We start from the raw sequence: 19607 nt of genomic DNA on the forward strand, positions 1-19607 counted from the left end.
AAACCCTTTCATAAATATTCATAAATATTCACAGATATTCACACAATTTTAGACGTCGTCATTTTTAGACGACATCGCCCTAATTTTTAAAGCTATGCACAGGCGCTGGAATTCGCCCACCGCGCGAAACGAATTCCTCGCAGCTTTCGGTGTTTACTGGCATAATCGGAGCATACCCCATTAAACCGCCAAAATTGGCCATTTGCCCAACGCTTTTCCCTTCCACAGGGATTATGCGCACAGCAGTTGTTTTTTGATTTATCATGCCTATTGCTGCCTCATCCGCTATCATTCCAGATATTGTTGCAGCTGTTGTGCTTCCAGGAATTGCAATCATGTCTAAGCCTACAGAGCATACACACGTCATTGCTTCTAGCTTTTCTATTCTAAGGCAGCCTGACTTTGCCGCAGCAATCATGTTTGCGTCTTCCGAAACAGGTATAAACGCGCCAGAAAGCCCACCAACGTAGCTGCTAGCCATTATTCCACCTTTTTTAACTTGATCATTAAGCATTGCAAGAGCGGCTGTTGTGCCAGGAGCGCCAACAGTAGAAAGTCCGATTTTTTCTAAGACTTCGCCTACGGAGTCTCCCACGGCTGGTGTTGGCGCAAGCGACAAGTCGATTATGCCAAACGGCACCCCTAGCCTTCTAGATGCCTCTTGCGCAACCAACTGGCCTACTCGCGTAATCTTAAAAGCCGTGCGCTTAATCGTTTCGCACAAGAACGCAAAATCCTTCCCGCGCGCCTCGTCTAGCGCGCGCGAAACCACGCCTGGTCCAGATACGCCAACGTTTATCACAGCGTCTCCTTCTGTTACGCCGTGGAATCCACCTGCCATAAACGGATTATCGTCTGGAGCGTTGCAGAATGCTACGAACTTCACGCATCCGTAGGAGTCTCGGTCTGCAGTTGCCTGTGCGATTTGTTTGATTACTCGCCCAAGTAACTCCACGCAATCCATGTCAATTCCAGTGCGTGTGGAACCTACGTTTGCGCTTGAGCACACAATATCTGTCTCACTCAAGGCTTTTGGCAATGATTCTATAAGCATGCGGTCGGCTGTTGTCATAGATTTTGCAGGCAGCGCTGAGTATCCGCCGATTAAATCCACTCCAACTTTTTTTGCTGCTTTGTCTAGCGCGTGCGCAATTTGCACAAAATCGTCTGGGCTTTTGCACGCAGAAGCTCCAACTAGGCTTATTGGTGTTACGGTTATGCGCTTGTTCACAATAGGAATTCCGTAGTCGCGTTCAATCGCGCAGCCCGTGCTGACTAAGTCTTTTGCAATGCGCGTAATTTTGTTGTACACGTTTTCGCACACTTTTTGCACGCTTGCGTCTGCACAGTCTAGCAGGTTTATTCCCATTGTTATGGTTCTAACGTCGAGTTTTTCTTGCTCGATCATTGAGTTTGTTTCGCTCACTTCCATAATGTTTAGCATGGGTTTCTCCTACTAATACCTAGATTCTGTGCATGTTTGTAAAAATTTCCGCGCGCTGGCAGTGTATGCGAACGCCGATTTCTTCGCCTAGTTTTGCTAGTTCTTCCGCTAATTCGCCAAATTCTACGCTTATTTCATTTACGTCTACAATCATCATCATGTTAAAAAAGCCATTGACGATTGTTTGAGATATGTCTAGGATATTCGCTTTGCGGCTTGCTAAATGTGATGTTACTTTGGCTATGATTCCTACGGCATCTTTGCCTACTACGGTGATTACGGCTTTGTTTTCATCATGATTAGTGGTGTTCATAATCACTCCTATTGGCGATTTTTCTCTTTTATTGGTCTTATTATTTTTTTTATTTTTTTATTTTTATTAGGCGCAAAACCCTTACCGATCGGCGGTTGCTGGCGACTCATCAGCACGTCACCTGATCTGTTTCGATCTAGTAAAGCGCTGGTTTTTGCTCAATGCTTATACTATTGCCCGTTATGTATAAAACGCAACATACATAATACATATGCAAAATACTTATACAAAAACCCGCCACAATGGGCGGGTTTAAGACAAAAACCTAGCTAAGCTATCTATTTAGCTTAATCCATTCAGTCTAATCTATTTAGTCTGACTAGTCAGCTTAGCTAGAATAGTCAGACCGAACAGGCTAAATCAAACTAAATCAGGCTTCTACTGGAGCATTCACATCAGCTGGCAAAGCAGCCTTAGCAGCTTCAACGATCGCCTTGAAGGTTTCAACGTCGCTAACAGCGAGCTCAGCCAAAGCGCGGCGATCCAATTCGATGCCAGCCAAACGCAAGCCCTGAATGAAGCGGTTGTAGGTGATTCCTTCTGCGCGAACTGCAGCGTTAATACGCTGAATCCACAACTTGCGGAAGTCGCCCTTGCGAGCCTTGCGGTCGCGGAAGTTGTAAGTAAATGAGTGAAGCAGCTGTTCCTTTGCCTTACGATAAAGACGGGAACGCTGACCGCGATAACCCGAAGCCCTATCAAGAACAACGCGACGCTTCTTGTGAGCATTAACTGCGCGCTTTACTCGTGCCATAAGTATTCCTCAGCTTTCTTAAAAAATCTTTAATTGCGTCTTCGCTTTACTGCAACTTACTTAGCCAGCAAGCCCTTCAAATTCTTGCTCTGTGCTGTAGCCAAAACTTTATCTGCAGACAAAGCACGACGCTTGCGAGCAGACTTATGCTCCAAGTTGTGGCGCATTGCGCTACCATCGTGCATTACCTTACCAGTGCCGGTAAGGCGAACGCGCTTGGACGCTGCGGAATTAGTTTTCATCTTCGGCATTGCTGCCCTCCTTATGATTCTGATCAGATTCTACAGAAGCTTGTGCTGCGACTGCTGCCGCATCCTGAGTTCCTTGCTTTGCTGCAAGACGCGCTGCCTGGCGAGCCTGACGTTCTGCGCGCGATTCAGCGCCTCTACGACGCTGCTCAGACTGAGTATGAATCTTCTTGCCCTTAGGAGCGAGAGTCATTATTATGTTACGACCCTCCTGCTTAGGGGCAAACTCAATAGTTCCACTTTCGGAAACCTCATCTGCAAGCCTACGCAATAACTCAACTCCGCCGATAGGACGCGATTGCTCGCGACCACGCAGCATAATGGTGACTTTAACCTTATCGCCGCCATTTAGGAATCGAAGAACATGACCCTTCTTAACATCGAAATCATGATCATCAATCTTGAGTCGGAAACGAATTTCCTTAATCTCAGCTGTGCTTTGATTACGACGCGCTTCACGAGCCTTAATCTTCTCGTTGTACTTGTACTTACCGTAGTCAATAAGCTTGGCTACAGGAGGCTTAGCAGTAGGTGCCACCTCGACGAGATCGAGGTTCGCTTCCTTTGCCAGGTTCAACGCTACCGAGGTCGCGATGACCCCCACTTGCTCGCCTTTCGGACCGATAAGGCGTACCTGGGAGACGCGAATCTCTTCGTTAATGCGTGGTTCGTCGCTAATGATGACTCCAATCCTTGTTAAAACAGTGGAACAGCACACCAAAAGGCAAAGATAAATTCAAGTTCACACATCAATCAAAATAAGCACGCAACCTAAATTCATAGCCGTGCGGCTTTGTAGCAATAAATAAATGCCACGTGACCGAAGTCATGAACCCGAAACCACTTTGGGCTTCCAGGTGGGATATACCACTTTCTTGATTACTCAAGCCAAATGTCTATTCTACTTGGAGCCTTGACATTAATCAATGCCAATAATCAACCGTGCTCAAAAATACTAAACAAATCGCAGTAAAACACGCAAAATAAACGCAATTCCGCGCGCGCGATATTATTAAGTCTATGGAGCCTTTAAAGCGCTGCGTTGTTTTAGCAGCTGGAGATTATTACGACCATACGCGCGAACATGTTCCTGATCGCGCTTTAACTATTGCGGCAGATGGTGGCTGGGACCATGCGTGCAGACTCGGCTTGCACGTTGATGCTCTAATTGGTGACTTTGATTCTGTGCGCTTAAAGCTTCCAACAGATGCTGCCATTACACGACTTCCCGCCGAAAAAGATGATCCAGATTTGCTTTCTGCTCTTAAAGTTGGCTGGGCTAAAGGTTCTAGAGAATTCCATATTTTTGGCGGCTTAGGCGGTCGCGTCGATCACACGATTTCCAATATTCAGCTTATGGTTCGACTTGCCGTTAGAGGCGGAATTGGATTCTTGTATGGAGACGGCACGATTGTTACAGCAATTCACAACGGTTCTCTTGACTTTCCTGCATCTAATGGTCACGAAGGCCGCATGGTTTCTGTGTTCTCACACACGCCCGTTTCTAGCGATGTAAACGAGATTGGTCTTAAATATCAACTTCAGCACGCAACTATGTATGGTGATGCCGTTCAAGGCTTAAGCAACGAGTTACTAAACGACACTCCTGCACATATTGACGTTCATGAAGGCACTCTTGTAATCACATTCCCTATAGATGCTCCACTGCCGCAAGTCAGCTGGTTTAAGCGGCCAGTTGGCGATTTGGGAGATATAAACACTAGCATTTCAAGCGCTCTCGCTGTGCCATCAAAATAGCGTAAATAATCGCAAATTTGCGGTGTAGAGAGCAAAAATGCCTCGTAATGCGTCGTACATACCGCACATTAAAATGAACATGTTAGTTTAAATAACGAAGACCAAAACGTATTGTTAAAAATCGCGAAAAATCGCTAGAACTATGCGTTAAGGTTTCACTCAAGGGAGATCCCATATGACAGTCAAGATTGGTATTAACGGCTTTGGACGTATCGGCCGTTTGGCATTCCGTCGTATTTTTGAGCTTCAGGCTCGTGGCGGTCAAGCTGGCGATATCGAAGTCGCAGCCATCAACGATCTGACCACTCCTTCGATGCTTGCTTACTTGCTTAAGTACGACAGCACTCATGGCACTTTCCGCCACGACGACGGCACCCCAGTTGAGGTTACCTCCACCGAAGACGCAATCGTCGTAGATGGTAAGACTTACAAGGTTTACGCTGAAAAAGACGCAAACAATATTCCATGGGTTAAGAACGATGGCGTTGAGTTCGTGCTCGAATGCACTGGTTTCTACACTTCTGCAGAAAAGTCCCAGGCTCACTTGAACGCTGGAGCTAAGAAGGTTCTTATCTCTGCTCCTGCTAAAGACGAAACCACCCCAACCGTTGTGTTTGGTGTGAACCAAGAGATCTTAAAGCCAACCGACAACATTGTGTCCGCTGGCTCTTGCACCACCAACTCCATGGCTGCAATGGTTAAGCTTTTGCAGGATAACTGGGGCATTAAGTCTGGCTTCATGACCACAATCCACGCTTACACTGGCACCCAGATGATTCTCGACGGCCCACGCGGCTCCAAGCCACGCAACAACCGTTCGGCTGCTTGCAACACAATCGAGCACTCCACTGGTGCTGCTAAGGCAATCGGCAAGGTTGTTCCAGAAGTTAACGGCAAGCTTCAGGGTCATGCTCAGCGTATTCAGGTTCCAGATGGATCTGTTACCGAGTTGACCACTGTTCTCGAGAAGCCAGCAACCACCGAAGAAATCAACGAAGCCTTCAAGAAGGCTTTCGAAAACTGCGAGTACTTCGGTTACAATGCTGATAGCATCGTGTCTTCCGATATTATTGGCGACACCCACGGTGGCGTTTTCGATCCAACTCAGACCGATGTTAACACTGTTGACGGCGTAACTTTGGCTCGTACCGTTACCTTCTACGATAACGAGTACGGCTTTACTGCTAACATGATTCGCACCTTGCTTTACTTCGCTGAGATTGCTGAGTAAAGTTAGCGAAACACGGTAAAGCTAATAAAGCTTAAATAAAAGCTATAAACCCCTTGCGGTGACTCATCGCAGGGGGTTTTCGCAAAGCATTTTGCACACGGGGGGTAAAAATGAGCAAAAAACATGCTACGACAGGTAAAGCAACGCCAGCAATCGCACAGTTAGAAAACGCTGGAATTACGTTCCGCGTTGTTGACTATGAGCACGATGCAGACCACATGGATGATGGGTATGGCATGGAAGCAGCGCAAAAATTAGGCGTAAATGCTGAACAAGTGTGCAAAACACTTATGGTAGACACTGGCGAAAAGCGCGTAGTTGGGATTGTGCCAGTAAACGGTAGATTGAGTATGAAGGCGATTGCTAGCGCAGTAAATGCCAAAAAAGCCAGTATGACAAGCCCAGATGTAGCCCAACGCGAAAGCGGCTACGTGGTTGGCGGAATCAGCCCATTTGGTCAGCGTACTCATCACAAAACCGTTCTGGATGCTAGTGTTATGCACTTTGATGAGATTCTTGTTTCTGGAGGCAAACGCGGTCTTGATGTTGTTCTAAATCCAAACGATTTAGTTAGCTTGCTTAACGCAACCGTAGCAGATATATTGGCTTAAGTAATACAATTCGTATTATTAAAACGTTTTCACACAGGGGTGATTTATGAAATCGTATTCGCTACCACCGCGAACAGGCAACCAATACACGATTTGCCACAAAGATTACAAGGCTACAATAACACAACTTGGAGCTGCACTACGCAATTTTACTTGGAGAAACAGCGATATTGTTGTGCCATTTGAAGCTGACGAGTTACCGCCTTGCTACAATGGACAAATACTGATTCCTTTCCCAAATCGTGTAGATAAAGCGTCTTACAAGTTCCAAAACACGTCTTATACTCTGCCTATCGATGAGCGAGATAGAGACACAGCTTTGCACGGCTACGGATACCGCTCATACTGGCAAACTTTAAGCGTTACACAATCAAGTGTGAGTCTTTTATGGCGATCACCAAATATGGAAGGATATCCTTTTGACATTGTTACCATAGCCACTTGGGAGCTTGACGATTATGGGATTCATTTAACGTTAAATACAACCAATCATGGCAATGATGATGCTCCATGGGCTGCTGCAATGCACCCTTGGCTGTGCAACGGATTACAAGGGCATGGAGACGAGATTGATCAACTAAACTCTAAGTGCAAGCTTAAGCTTCCTGCAAAAACGCATGTGCGCGCAAATGAACGTTTAATACCAGTTGGCACAGAAAGCGTGGACGGAACGCGATTTGATTTACGCGATAATCCATTTTTAGTTAATCAGCCATTTGATGATGCTTGGACTGATTTAATTAGGGATGGCGATGAGTGGACTACTGCGATTTTTACGCGAGCTGACGACTTACAAATAGCGGTGAAAGGCGACAAAAGCGTAACATCATTCCAAGTGTGCACTGCAACTGGTTTCCCTGCAGACAAGCATCCTTGCGGAGTTGCTGTAGAACCACAGACGGCATATGCGAATGCATTTAACACAGGAACAGACTTGACTGTTATAGCACCACAGGAAACTGTTGTTAACCAATTTAGAATTTCACCTCTGATTGAGAATATGTGATAGCTGCATATATGTGACATCTGGTGAAAGACAAAAGCTTGAACGTCTTGGCAATGTGCGATAATCCCTAAGGTTGTTCATTTTAATCGTTAGGAGTTTATTATGGGTATGCGTGGACGTAAGCGCAAGGCACGCCGCAAAAAGGCAGCAAATCACGGCAAAAGACCAAATGCTTAAGTTAGTGATTTATTAACCTTTATTTTTGGTGATTTTAAACTATTTTAAAAAAGACGAGCATATTCACTTTTATTGTGGACATGCTCGTTTTTTATATTAACTACGACAAGTCTTTCTTGATATTTCAACGAAAACTCGAGTTGTTGACACACCTTTTGCCGCTTATCTGAATTTTTTACCCCACAACTCTTCACTCTGCCTATCTCTTACCCCGCATTTGTTTATCAAAACGCCAAATATGGGAACAAATGCGGGATAAAAAAAAAAACAAAATACTACAAAATAACCCACTCGCGCAAATCAGCCGCGCTAATGCAAGTCTCTGCAAATTCTACAAACTTTTATCTATCAACTTGTCTAGTTCATTCAACCTATTCTTAGCGTGGCAAATCAACTTTTTCTCATCAATAGTTTTCTTGCCAAAGAGCACTTCCTTAAGAACACTAGCTGCTGTAATATTTGGACTATTTTTATACGAATCAGAATCATATATACATTTTTCGTCTCGCTTGTAAATCTGAATTCTGTCAAATATTTTCGATTGTTCTAATTTCAACAAGTTATCTACTATATTGTTCACAATATTGTCGTGATGATCCTTAGGAGTTGCCCTAGCACTTTTAGGATCTTCCAAATACATTTCCCTGTAGCGAATCAGTGTACTGATCCATGACAATTCAGGTTTTGTTGCGATGACAGCAAGAGAAACACGGTAACCGCGATCTATCAACATTTTTGCAGTGCTGCTAGGCACTTCAACACTGCGCAAAGTACCTTCAATTATGAGATTATATTTTTTAGAACTTAACTCATCAATTAAGCTTCTTACCATTTTTGCTGAAAAAGCACTCGTATATTTAACACTTTCTTTACCGTATTTATCAAGCAACTCGCAATAATAAGGGTGTTGAGTCCTATAGCTATCAGCATCAAGGATTATTATGTTACCGTTAAATTCTTTTTGTTTTATTACATGAATGGTCGTTTTGCCAGCACCACTTTGTCCACCGAGTAAAACCGCCTTAGGATGCAAATCTGCATGCTTATACATTTGTAAAGAACGTAAATTTCTTAACAAACAGTGAGTAAAATACTCTTCGCTAAAATCTTCTATAACCATAGCAAAATCACACTTACCCATATTTTTCTATACGATTGTTAACTATTTTTATTGCAACTTACGTATTCAAGCAAGCGTTCTATGCCATCTAAATATCCGATATAACGATTTATATCTTCAAAATTTGTAGATGTATAAATCTTTGTATTAATTACATCTGATAAATCATCACTAATTGCAATCCATGCATTAGAAGAATCATCAAATTGTATATTCATACTATCCTCGTATTTATATAAACGAGCCAGTAAAAGTGCGCCACGCTCCTTTAAAACTTCAATCTTCATATTCAAATCGTATTTATCAGATGCAGATAATTCTTTTTCATGTACGATATCAAAAAGAGAAACCTTGAATTTATCACAAATCTTATCTATTAACCTAGTTGAAATAGCACTTGTACCATTTTCGTATCGCACAATGCTATTACGAGATACTCCTAATGCTTCAGCTAACTCTTGTTGAGTTATTTTTTTTGAGCGACGTAGTGCTCGAATATTCACAGAAACCATATATACGCCCTTTTATAAAAAATCTGCAATAACAATTAATTCAAAATTAAGATTTAAGATTTATTTGTGATATAAGCATATAACAAAAAACATTGAAGCACCAATTTTGGTGCAAAATCTTTACAAAATTTTTAAACTCTCACAACACATACAAAAATATTAAATTGCTCAATAATTGAAAATAAAAAGGGTCATAAGCCAAAATAAAAGATTTAAAGAAAACAAAAAGGCTCGGAGAGTTGACGCCCCTAGTAGCATCTATCTCCAAGCCCTTAATAATCACAGCACTATTACTGTCCCTAGCAAAAACAGCACTGCTAATTACCCTCAACAGTCAACTCACAAAACCAGCATCACCAGAATCCACTGCGAAAAAAGGAAATTAAGCAAAACAGTAAAAACCAGTAATGCAATCCTGCAAGAAAACTTGCGACAGAAATCAAAGAAAACTACCACAGTTGAGAGCAAAATCATAGAAGTGAGCGCACTGAAAAATACGCAGCACGCTCACCGATAACACTTAACGTGCTTTTTAACTTAGTGACGCATCTTGCGAACAGCAGCACCCATACCAGCAAGCATAGAAGCAGCCAAAGCAGTCAAAGCAACACCAACACCAGCATTACCAAGCTTCTCGCCAGACTTACCATGACCCTTAGCACTCTTAGCAGCAAGCTCACCCTTAGCAGCAGTCTTACCAGCCTCCTGCTGAGCAGCCTTACCAAGCTTGCCACTAGCAGCATCATTCATAGCCTTAGCAGCACCTGGAACATCCTCAAAATTAGGAGCCAAAGGATCAGAAGTCACAACAGGAGGAAGCTGAGAAGCCTCAACACCGAAAGTCACCGCATCGTTATAGCAAGCCTTGTACTCAGCCAAAGCAGCATTATACTTAGCAGTAGAAGCAACAGCCTTAGCCTTAGCCTCAACATAATCCTTATTAGCCTTAGCAGTCTCAGCAACAGCAAAAACAACCTTAGCCTGAGCACGATCTACAGCATCAGCAAGACGCTGAGCCAAAACAGAATCATTCTTAGCAGAAACATTATAAGCTTCCAAAGCATCCTGAGCAGCCTTCAAAGCCTTCTCAGCAGCTTCCTGAGCAGCTACCTTACCAGCCAAAGTAGCCTTAGCCTTCTCATACTCAGCATAATCCTTAGTATAAGCAGCAAAAGCATCATCAAGATGCAACTTAGCAGTCTTAACAGCCTCAACAGCCTTAGCCTTATCAGCAGCCTTCACATGAACACCAGGAACAACAGGCTTTGTTTCAGGCTTGGATGGCTGTGGAGCTGGAGCTGGAGTGCACTGAGCCTTAGCAAGAGCATCCTTAGCATCCTGCAAAGCGCCATTAGCTTCACGCAAGGATACCTCAGCTTCATAAATCTCATGCTTAGTAGGAGCTGCACCAAGAACTGTATCGAATGTGGTGTCAGCAGGAGCAGCAGCAGTGCCATCTACAGCAATGTCAGTAAATGTGGCTGTCTTGAGCTTTTCATTCTTCTTAGCCTCAGCAGCAGCCTTATTTACTTCCTTAGCAGCCTTCTTAGCAGCATCCTTCTTAGCGCCTTCATCATCTTTTCCAGCAGCGCCATCAGCAGCCTTCTTAGCAGCATCGTAATTCTTAACAGCCTGCTTGAAAGCATCTACAAGACCCTTAGCAGTGTTGTAAGCTTCAGTATCTTCAGCGTACTTATCTTTTTCATCAGCGAGAGTACGCTCAGCCTTGTCAGCCTTACGCTTGGCTTCAGTAACAGCCTGCTTAAGCCCAGCAAGCTTGTCAGCAGCAACTGGAGTGCACTTAGGAGTCTCAGCAGCGAATGCTGGGGTTGCCATTGCGAAGCCGGCAAGCAAAGTAGCGCCAGCAGCGAAAGCGGCGATAGCCTTCTTATTCATCATTTTAATTTCCTTTCTTCTTCTCCTCCACGTAAAACACGCGAAGAGAAATTTTAAACATCCAACAACATTCCGAAATATTGTGGATAACCACCATCTAGAGCATCTAGCTAGCAGCTGTTATTAACATACCCCCCCCCCGTTTAAAAAAGTCAAGAGGCAATCACACAAAACAAACAGAAAAAAATAATGTTATACACAAACTAATCCACAATAAAAACTATTTTCATCATAATATTTGTGGATTAACACTAATAAAACCGTAAAAACACATTGTTTCAAGGTTTTTAAAGAATTTTCCCAGACTTTTCTCAGGAAACTACTCGAACAAGAACACTAACACTATAAAACCATTGAAAAATCAACATTCCACACACATCACACACGCAACACGCCGACACCATGCAGCGCCACACAGCGCCACACAGCGCCACGCCAACACAAACCAACATCAAACGAAATGCCATGCTACAAGGCAATCACACCCAACTAGATTCCCGCGTTTGTTCCCTTTTTTAGCAAAATAGAAACAAACACGGACGCGATACCTGCCTTCGCGCTCAAAGCGTAGCGCGCGAATGCACTTCGATTCCCGCATTGCTTCTAAAAATTTGCTGCAAAAGTACAAATTCTCGAGCAAGTGTTGTATACTAAAATCACAAAAGATAACATATATGAGCAAAAATGAACACAGAACTGATGGAAAATGTGCATATCACAATCTGTATGTTTTTCAATCTTTCTATTTCAGCTTTTGCTTTATATGATGATTTTTTGCCTTAAAAAAATATATAGCGACCTTATACAACCAAGTTCGTATAACAAATCTTATGCAATACTTTTGCGTAAAACATGCAAGAAAGGCTTCAAAATGACAGTCCTTGTAACAGGTGGATGCGGGTACATTGGCGCACACGTTGTTCACGCACTACATCAAGCCAAGCAAAACGTCGTCGTAGTGGATGACCTTAGCTATGGCAAACCAACTCGCATCGAAGGCGCGCGACTTTATGGAATGGATATATCTTCTCCAGACGCTGGTGCGCGACTTGCACAAATCATGAAGGATGAAAATGTTGACTCCGTTATTCACTTTGCAGCGCGCAAGCAGGTTGGGGAATCTGTAGAAAAGCCGCTTTGGTACTATCAGCAGAATATAAACGGCATGCTTAATGTTTTAGAAGCTATGCGACAAAGTGGAGCAAAAAAACTCGTGTTCTCGTCTAGTGCTGCAACATACGGCGAGCCTCCTGTAGAGGTTGTTCCAGAAGACGTTGTGCCAATGCTTCCAATTAACCCATATGGTCAAACAAAGCTCTTCGGCGAATGGATGGCACGGGCATGTGAAAAACCATACGGCATTCGCTTCTGCGCCCTACGCTACTTTAACGTTGCAGGCTGCGGACCTGTTGAGCTAGAAGATCCAGCTATACTGAACCTTATTCCTATGCTTCTTGAACGTTTACAGAAAGGCAAAGCGCCTGCAATTTTTGGCAGCGACTACCCTACTCCAGACGGCACTTGCATTCGCGACTACATTCATGTTTCCGATCTTGCAGACGCACACATTGCTGCACTATCATACTTGGATCGCGACGAGCGCAAGTACGATGCGTTTAACGTTGGTACTGGAAAGGGCACATCAGTGCGCCAGATTGTTGAAGAGATTCGCAAAGTTACGAAATTGCCATTTAAAGAGGCAATTCTAGATCGTAGAGCTGGCGACCCACCTCAGCTAATTGGCAGCCCGAAGCGAATCAACGAAGAAATGGGATGGCATGCAAAATACAACGTGCAAGACATAGTTGAATCTGCATGGAAAGCTTGGCAAGCGAATCCAGAACATCATATTGACGTTGATACTTGGAAGCAGCAAGACTAAAACAAGATACATAAAAATAAAGACGCATAAACAAAGACACATAAACAAAATAGCTCCTTCGTAAAACGCAACATATGAATCTAAATCACAACATATGTTTATAAACGAAGGAGCTATTTACATTATTATTTATAATTATTTAAATTTGCATTATTGCCAACCAGCCAACAATTAACACAAAACCACTAAGCACACAAACACACTAATGCATACATCAACACGCATCAACAAAGTTCGCTTCGCATAACAGCTACACTTTCTCCAAGCAATGACGCATCTTGTTCTAATGCTGGGAATCGCACTCTTACAGCCCCAAATAGCTTGCTATCAATCCTGCTGTTAATCGCAAACTGCATATTAGCAATAAAAGTATCGTTAATAATACTGCTATCACCATTTACTACCACATCTTCAATACCATTCATAGCTATAGGAATGGCTAATATCTTACCCAAAGAAGTTCCAGCCTGAGTAATAATCCTATCTTTTTCCGATGGAGCATCCGCAATACGCTGTTGCAAACGCGGAATCGATATAAGTGTTTCCAAACATCCTCGTTTACCATGTCACGTTGCTGACGAATGGTTGATTCTCTCTTGGCATCGTGAATACGTTAAGAAACTTTCCCAAGCATTGCGAGAAATTTCTTGCGGACACAACGAACAAGCCCAACAATATTGGTACGAATTCCTTGATTTTATTAGAAGGGAAGAAAACAATATTCAACCGAATCTTGATGTTTACAGAGTAATCGAAGTAGCTAAAAACTACGCTGGATTCAAGCTTTAATCAAAAATAATCCAAAAGATCAATAAATTACCATTAAGAAGTGCCTTTGATCGTTTCTACAGGTTGAAAAACAAGTAGAGACTTTCAAAGGCACATTTTGTTTATATATTATTTGTTTATACGTTATATGCTATTTATGCACAATATTTATACACAATCTTTAAGGCGATACTACTTAAGGCATACACCATTTAAGGCAGATACTACAAAATTCGCTCACCACTTGATGACGGTACAGCCGAAAGAGCGCGAGGAGCAGCAAACCCACGTTTTGCAAACTCATCAGCAATAGCCTGAGCAATCGGCTTAGCCCTATTAGTATCAACTAAAGCAATAATGGAACCACCAAATCCGCCGCCAGTCATGCGAGCGCCATAAGCTCCCTCATTGCGAGCCACATCAACAGCAGTATCGAGTTCTGGAACAGTAACCTCATAATCATCTCTTAATGAATTATGTGACTGGTTCATCAATTCTCCCGCAAGAGTAATGTCTGTTTTATGGAAAGCCTCAACAAACTCTCGAACGCGATTTATTTCCGTAACAACATGACGCACTCTTCTCATCATTGTTTCGCCACCAAGCTTCTGCACTCGATTAAGAGTATCTTGTAAAGTCTGCTGTGAATCCTCACTATTAGAAATAGAATCAGCAACAGCACGCAAAGATGACACATTAAGTGCTTGAGCAGCCTCTTGACACATCATTCGACGAGCAGCATATTGACCATCATTAAGCTGATGAGGAGCGCAAGTATCTACAACCAGTAGTTCTAGATTATTCGCCGCCAAATCAAACGGCTGCTGGCTCACGCTTTGTAATGGCGTCAAATCTTTCTTGCAGTCCAACAGAAGCGCATTACCTTCAACACATCGCAAAGAAGCATTTTGATCCAAGCCTCCAGTTGAAGCTCCAGCCATTTCATTCTCTGCCATAATCGCCGCATGAATAAGCTGCACGCGCCCAACATCCGAATCAGATAATCCTAAGTCAAATGCATCACTTAAAGCGAGCGCAATAGAACATGTCATTGCTGCAGAAGAGCTTAAGCCTGATCCAAGCGGAACGCATGAAACAAACGCAGCATCAAAACCACGTACCTTTAAGTAGCCTGCTTTACGCAATGCCCACGCTACTCCAATAGCGTATGCTGCCCAACCTTTTACATCTCCAGCATGTAGATGATCAAGATCCGCTTGTTCGATTGACATAGGGTTAACGCTTGAAACTACTCTAACTTTTGTGTCTCTTCTAGGATGCAACGCAACAAAAGTGCGATGCGGAAGAGCGATAGGCAAGCATAATCCTTCGTTATAATCCGTGTGTTCACCAATAATGTTTACTCGTCCAGGGCTTGCCCATACTCCACCATTATCTTGCAAACGCATTCTGCAATATTCGCCAAAAGTCTCGCTGAATAGTGATGTTGCTTGTCTGGCACCATCATCATTCTTCACTGCTTCAATAAATGATACTGGCATAATAGCACTCCTTTGTACTCACAAATCATAATAACATTTAATATTACTAATATAGTTAATAACATTAGCCTAACTAGTCTAACTAGTCTAACTAGTCTAAATCAACCGCACCGAGTTCATGGAATCGTTGTGCAATAAGTTCTGGCGTAGTATCTGAAACCCACGCAGCCATACCAGACTCAGATCCAGCCAAATACTTGATTTTGTTAACATCTCTGCGGAATGAGAAGAATTGCAAATTAAGACGATAATTTTCACGACGAGGGTCATGCAATGGGGCTTGATGCCATGCTGCAATATATGGAAGATCCATTCCCAATCCATCTCCCTTATCGAAGAATGCGTTTCCGCGACGCAATAATGTTGAATACATTTGTGCCAAATCCCAACGCTCTTGGTCATCGAGCTGATCCAAAGAAAGAACATCTCTAACTGGAGCAACATGCACCTCTAGTGGCCAGCGCGCTGCGGCTGGAACATATGCCACCCAACTGTGATTTCTCATTACAATGCGCGAAGCATTATCAATCTCTGAAAGCATTAAATCTTTCAACAAATTACTGCCAGTGCGTTCAAAATAAGCTTGAGTATGTCGCAATTCTTGCTCAAGTCTAGGCGCAATAAACGGATAAGAATAAACCTGACCATGAGGATGAGCTAAAGTAACGCCAATTTCTGCACCATGATTTTCGAATGGGAATATTTGTTCAATGCCATTAATCTGGCTAATTTCAGCCGTTCTAAAAGCCCACGCCTCTACTACAGTTCGCAAACGAGATACTGGCAATTGAGCCGGTAACATATTTTCGTCTGGTCCGAAGCAAATCACTTCACAACGCCCAGCTGCAGGAGCCTGTTTCCATAGTGGATTGCCATTAAGATAATGAGGTTCACGGCTTACACCAGGAACTTGAACCATGGATGGAAAACGATTTTCAAAAACCACAACATCGTAATCAGTGTCTGGAACTTCCCCATCTTGATATGCAGAACCAGGTTTGCGAGCGGCAAGCGGATTGCCCTTAGTAAGCGCTCCAGGGCCAGCAGTGATTGGTCGATTCATGCGCGCTGTAGACATAGGAATCCAGTCTCCAGTAAGAGGATCTTGACGCATTTGCGGAGCTGCATACTGCACTTCATTACCATCCGCATCAATATGCGAGGCAAACCTATACGCTAATTTTCGAGGATCTTTCAATTCGCGCGTTTTAAGACCGCTAACATAATCTGGGCTATCATCAAGATAGAAAAAGTCACGACCGTCAGACAATTTCGTTGCAGTAATGCGAATATGATTGCGAGCATACTCTCCTTGCTTATATGACTTATAAGAATTATAAGAATATTCGCCATTATTATTATCAGTAGCATTCTGATGATTTTGAACGTCGTTAAGTCCGTCGTTAAGTCCGTCGCCAAGTCCGTCATTAAATCCGTCATTGATGTCCATGTTCATATACACCTTTGTCCTTTTGATTTTAAATCTTTTGCTATTTTGTTATTTTGTATTTATTATTTTGTTTCTTTGCTTTTGCAAAGGTAAATCCACAACGACTCCTAAACAAAAAGCACATCTCAACTCTCAGAAAATGTTACTTTTTGTAACATAACGAGCGTTCTTGATGCTATTCTATCATATAATTGTGTACTTTGAGGGCATTTTATTACATATTTTGCAAAAATTCGCACTAAATAACTCATAGACGCAACATTACAAAAAATAACAATCCACCATTTACTAACACAAACTCAGGGTCTGCAGCGCATTCTACGATTAAGACTATGCCAAACAACATTAACGAGCTTATGGAAGCGCTAAACGAGACACAGCAGCAAAGCGAAAAAACGCCACTCAGCCAATCCTTCCTGCTCGGTTTCGACACAGAAACAACGGGCGCAATTCTCGGCGAAGACTCCATTTGTTCAGCAACTCTTGTGCTCAGAAACCCACAAAATAAGACTCACAATGACGTGATAGCAACCTGGTTAATAAACCCGCACAAGCCAATTAATCCAAAAGCAAGCCAAGTCAACGGATTTACGGACGAGTTCCTACAAGAAAACGGTGGGGAACCAACGGCGGAAATCGAAGCATTGGCTGCGGCAGTAAGCCTCGCGCAGAGCAAAAATATTCCACTGCTTGCATACAACGCTCCTTTCGACGTTGAAATGCTAAGACATGATTTAAAAAAATGGGATTTAACAAGCCTGAACAATCGCCCGAATAGCACAATCAACGATGGAGAAATTCTTGTAGTAGACCCATTAGTTATAGACCGCGCTGTTTCCAAGCGCACAGGCAAGCGAACACTTACGCATACAACACAATTCTACGGCGTAGAGCCAATAGGAGACTTTCACGACGCAACAGCAGACACTGTAGCCGCAGTAGACTTGATTAAGCCTATAAGCGAATTACATGAAGATGTTGCAAATCTTGAATTATGCGATTTAATGACATGGCAACGCAAAGCGTATACAAAGTGGAAAAACAGCTTCGACGAGTGGCTAAAATCCAAAGGAAAACCAGCTAGCAGCGGAAACTGGCTATAATTCAAAATCAAGAGGAACAAAATGAGCGAAAAAACAAATCTTCATATAAACCTGCTAGACGCAAGCACAATTTTAAAAAATTACAGACTTCTACGAGAAATTATCCAAAAACGCCCACAGACTAATACTGAAAACTCAGACGAACAAAACAACTGCATAGAAAACAACTGCATAGAAAACAACGATTTCGTGCATATTCGCAACGAAATCTGGTCTATGAACGCGGACGATTTTAAAAACTACAAAAAAACATACAACCACATAACATACGATTCACGAGATATTAAGAAAAACACTCTTCTGTTCATTAAAGGCAATTTTAAGCCAGAATACCTTAAAGACGCTGATAAAAATGGCTTAACTACATACGTTGCCGAACAAAGTTACGCGGATTACACCAATGCAGTAGGACTTATAGTAACAGACGTTCGTAAAGCAATGAGCTTGCTTTCATCAGAATTCTTTGGAAACCCACAAGAAAGACTTAAAGTTATTGGAATTACTGGAACAAAAGGAAAAACAACAACAGCTTACTTCACTCATGCAATTTTAAACAAACATTCTGAAGGCAAAGCAGCCCTATTCTCCTCCGTTGACAATTGCTTAGATGGAAAAACATATGTTGAATCTAATTTGACTACGCCAGAAAGCCTAGACGCATTCCGCATGATGAGCCAAGCCGTAAAAAACGGCATGAAATACCTCGTAATGGAAGTTTCATCACAAGCATACAAAGTAAACCGAGTATACGGACTACACTTTAATGTGGCAGCATTCCTAAACATAAGCCCAGACCACATAAGCCCAATAGAACACCCAACTTTTGAAGACTACCTGTATTGCAAACGCCAAATCGTAAAAAACACTGACGCGCTTATACTAAATGCAGACTGCGCTCACGCAGACTTAATACTCCAAGACGCACAAAACGAATACGTGGACGTCACAACATTTTCAAGAGTACGAAAAGAAGAAATGGGCGAAAACATCTGCAATTGCCCAGAATGCAGCGATAATTCAGACATTCACCCTTACGAAAAAAACGAAAAATACCCAGAACTTATTTGGACAAAATATGTAGCAATGCCAGTTTCATCAGACGCGCAAGAACATTATGTTGCTGTTTTAGACAACGAAAGCAAGAAAAACAAAAAACAATTCGTACCTAATTACACAACTATAGACAAATTCAATCTAAAAATCGCAGGCGACTTTAACTACGAAAACGCCACTGCAGCAATCGCAATCGCAAACGCATTAGGCATAAACGAGAACACAGATCGAAAAGCCCTACATGCTATAGAAAACGTTCAAATATCAGGGCGAATGGAAGTCTTTAAAGACACAGAATCCAATACAGTTGCCATAGTAGATTACGCACACAACTACATTTCCACAAAATCTGTTATCGACTTCGTATACGACAAATACGGTAACAATGATCTTAGAATCACGCTTGTAACAGGATCCACTGGAGACAAAGCCGTTGACAGGAGAAAAGAAATAGTTCAAGCTGCACAAGATCGAATCAGCCAATTTGTGTTCACTCAAGAAGACACAAATGTCGAAGACGAAATGGACATTTGCAAATACATGCAATCTTGCGTAACCAATACAAACGTTGAATCGCGAATTATTATAAACAGAGCTGAAGCTATTGAGTACAGTGTCGAAGACGCAAGAAAAGATGCGAGAGAGAACAACAGACTCAACATAATACTTGCTATCGGAAAAGGCGACGAACGCTGGATAAAGGTGCACAACAAGCATGTTCCTTACGAAGGAGATTCGTTTATTATTAAACGCTTATTTAGCTAAGCACCTCTCTTTAG

20 protein-coding genes are annotated in these 19607 nt (G+C 42.6%); 9 read left to right on the forward strand and 11 right to left on the reverse strand.

The features are described 5' to 3' along the window. Positions 1–79: 79 nt before the first annotated feature. The 5 genes from HXT20_RS05140 to infC form a co-directional block, all read right to left on the reverse strand. Positions 80–1444 (reverse strand): PFL family protein, encoded by a 1365-nt coding sequence (locus HXT20_RS05140; RefSeq protein ID WP_004112982.1) that lies wholly within the window; start codon positions 1442–1444, stop codon positions 80–82. 19 nt (positions 1445–1463) lie between these two features. Further along, entirely contained in the window at positions 1464–1757 is a 294-nt protein-coding gene (locus HXT20_RS05145; protein ID WP_004112985.1) for an ACT domain-containing protein, read from the reverse strand. A gap of 370 nt (positions 1758–2127) precedes the next feature. Continuing rightward, positions 2128–2511, reverse strand: coding sequence for a 50S ribosomal protein L20 (rplT, locus tag HXT20_RS05150; protein WP_004114536.1), 384 nt, complete (start codon positions 2509–2511; stop codon positions 2128–2130). Positions 2512–2567: 56 nt separating this feature from the next. Further along, complete coding sequence (rpmI, locus tag HXT20_RS05155; protein ID WP_004112988.1) at positions 2568–2762, reverse strand: 50S ribosomal protein L35; 195 nt, start codon at positions 2760–2762, stop codon at positions 2568–2570. Beyond that, positions 2743–3477 carry a translation initiation factor IF-3 gene (infC, locus tag HXT20_RS05160; protein ID WP_013399724.1) on the reverse strand — a complete coding sequence of 245 codons (735 nt, stop codon included), beginning with the start codon at positions 3475–3477 and terminating at the stop codon, positions 2743–2745. Before infC ends, rpmI begins: the two co-directional genes overlap by 20 nt. 302 nt (positions 3478–3779) lie before the next feature. On the opposite strand from infC, the gene HXT20_RS05165 reads away from it, so the two are divergent. The 5 genes from HXT20_RS05165 to HXT20_RS05185 all read left to right on the forward strand — a co-directional run bounded on the left by HXT20_RS05165 (position 3780) and on the right by HXT20_RS05185 (position 7542). Continuing rightward, positions 3780–4517, forward strand: coding sequence for a thiamine diphosphokinase (locus HXT20_RS05165; RefSeq protein WP_004112993.1), 738 nt, complete (start codon positions 3780–3782; stop codon positions 4515–4517). A gap of 175 nt (positions 4518–4692) precedes the next feature. Then, positions 4693–5748, forward strand: a complete 1056-nt coding sequence (gene gap, locus HXT20_RS05170) for a type I glyceraldehyde-3-phosphate dehydrogenase (RefSeq protein WP_004117281.1) — start codon at positions 4693–4695, stop codon at positions 5746–5748. A gap of 110 nt (positions 5749–5858) precedes the next feature. Further along, the gene (ybaK, locus tag HXT20_RS05175; protein WP_101890336.1) at positions 5859–6359 is read left to right on the forward strand and encodes a Cys-tRNA(Pro) deacylase; all 501 of its coding nucleotides are present in this window, start codon (positions 5859–5861) and stop codon (positions 6357–6359) included. A 46-nt stretch (positions 6360–6405) separates the two neighbouring features. Next, positions 6406–7365 (forward strand): aldose 1-epimerase family protein, encoded by a 960-nt coding sequence (locus HXT20_RS05180; RefSeq protein WP_422114291.1) that lies wholly within the window; start codon positions 6406–6408, stop codon positions 7363–7365. Positions 7366–7467: 102 nt separating this feature from the next. Then, positions 7468–7542 carry a 50S ribosomal protein bL37 gene (locus tag HXT20_RS05185; RefSeq protein WP_369803150.1) on the forward strand — a complete coding sequence of 25 codons (75 nt, stop codon included), beginning with the start codon at positions 7468–7470 and terminating at the stop codon, positions 7540–7542. Between the two features lie 331 nt (positions 7543–7873). Here the strand turns inward: HXT20_RS05185 and HXT20_RS05190 are convergent, their stop codons facing one another. From HXT20_RS05190 to HXT20_RS05200, 3 genes are all read right to left on the reverse strand, one after another. Next, positions 7874–8662, reverse strand: coding sequence for a zeta toxin family protein (locus HXT20_RS05190; RefSeq protein ID WP_032834329.1), 789 nt, complete (start codon positions 8660–8662; stop codon positions 7874–7876). 38 nt (positions 8663–8700) lie between these two features. After that, positions 8701–9174, reverse strand: a complete 474-nt coding sequence (locus HXT20_RS05195) for a helix-turn-helix transcriptional regulator (protein WP_004113003.1) — start codon at positions 9172–9174, stop codon at positions 8701–8703. A gap of 537 nt (positions 9175–9711) precedes the next feature. Continuing rightward, positions 9712–11073 carry a hypothetical protein gene (locus HXT20_RS05200; protein WP_415690808.1) on the reverse strand — a complete coding sequence of 454 codons (1362 nt, stop codon included), beginning with the start codon at positions 11071–11073 and terminating at the stop codon, positions 9712–9714. A gap of 868 nt (positions 11074–11941) precedes the next feature. Between HXT20_RS05200 and galE the strand changes: the two genes are divergently transcribed. Continuing rightward, complete coding sequence (gene galE / locus HXT20_RS05205; RefSeq protein WP_004113007.1) at positions 11942–12952, forward strand: UDP-glucose 4-epimerase GalE; 1011 nt, start codon at positions 11942–11944, stop codon at positions 12950–12952. A 224-nt stretch (positions 12953–13176) separates the two neighbouring features. Here galE and HXT20_RS05210 read toward each other — a convergent pair whose 3' ends face one another. Further along, on the reverse strand, positions 13177–13500 hold the full coding sequence (locus HXT20_RS05210) for a hypothetical protein (RefSeq protein ID WP_004138646.1): 324 nt from the start codon (positions 13498–13500) through the stop codon (positions 13177–13179). A gap of 37 nt (positions 13501–13537) precedes the next feature. On the opposite strand from HXT20_RS05210, the gene HXT20_RS05215 reads away from it, so the two are divergent. After that, a complete protein-coding gene (locus HXT20_RS05215) occupies positions 13538–13741 on the forward strand; it encodes a hypothetical protein (protein ID WP_248912108.1) in 204 nt (67 codons plus the stop codon). Positions 13742–13944: 203 nt separating this feature from the next. Here the strand turns inward: HXT20_RS05215 and galK are convergent, their stop codons facing one another. Both galK and galT read right to left on the reverse strand, forming a co-directional pair. After that, positions 13945–15222, reverse strand: a complete 1278-nt coding sequence (gene galK / locus HXT20_RS05220; protein ID WP_004138635.1) for a galactokinase — start codon at positions 15220–15222, stop codon at positions 13945–13947. 91 nt (positions 15223–15313) lie between these two features. Further along, on the reverse strand, positions 15314–16672 hold the full coding sequence (gene galT, locus HXT20_RS05225; RefSeq protein ID WP_422114466.1) for a galactose-1-phosphate uridylyltransferase: 1359 nt from the start codon (positions 16670–16672) through the stop codon (positions 15314–15316). Between the two features lie 332 nt (positions 16673–17004). Between galT and HXT20_RS05230 the strand changes: the two genes are divergently transcribed. Together HXT20_RS05230 and HXT20_RS05235 are read left to right on the forward strand one after the other, a co-directional pair. Continuing rightward, complete coding sequence (locus tag HXT20_RS05230) at positions 17005–17775, forward strand: exonuclease domain-containing protein (protein ID WP_004113025.1); 771 nt, start codon at positions 17005–17007, stop codon at positions 17773–17775. Between the two features lie 21 nt (positions 17776–17796). Beyond that, positions 17797–19593 carry a UDP-N-acetylmuramoyl-L-alanyl-D-glutamate--2,6-diaminopimelate ligase gene (locus HXT20_RS05235; RefSeq protein ID WP_422114292.1) on the forward strand — a complete coding sequence of 599 codons (1797 nt, stop codon included), beginning with the start codon at positions 17797–17799 and terminating at the stop codon, positions 19591–19593. Positions 19594–19607 lie beyond the last annotated feature (14 nt).

Origin of the sequence: Gardnerella sp. DNF00109 (assembly GCF_049262845.1) — a bacterium.
In the GTDB taxonomy this organism is placed as follows: Bacteria; Actinomycetota; Actinomycetes; order Actinomycetales; family Bifidobacteriaceae; genus Bifidobacterium; species Bifidobacterium vaginale.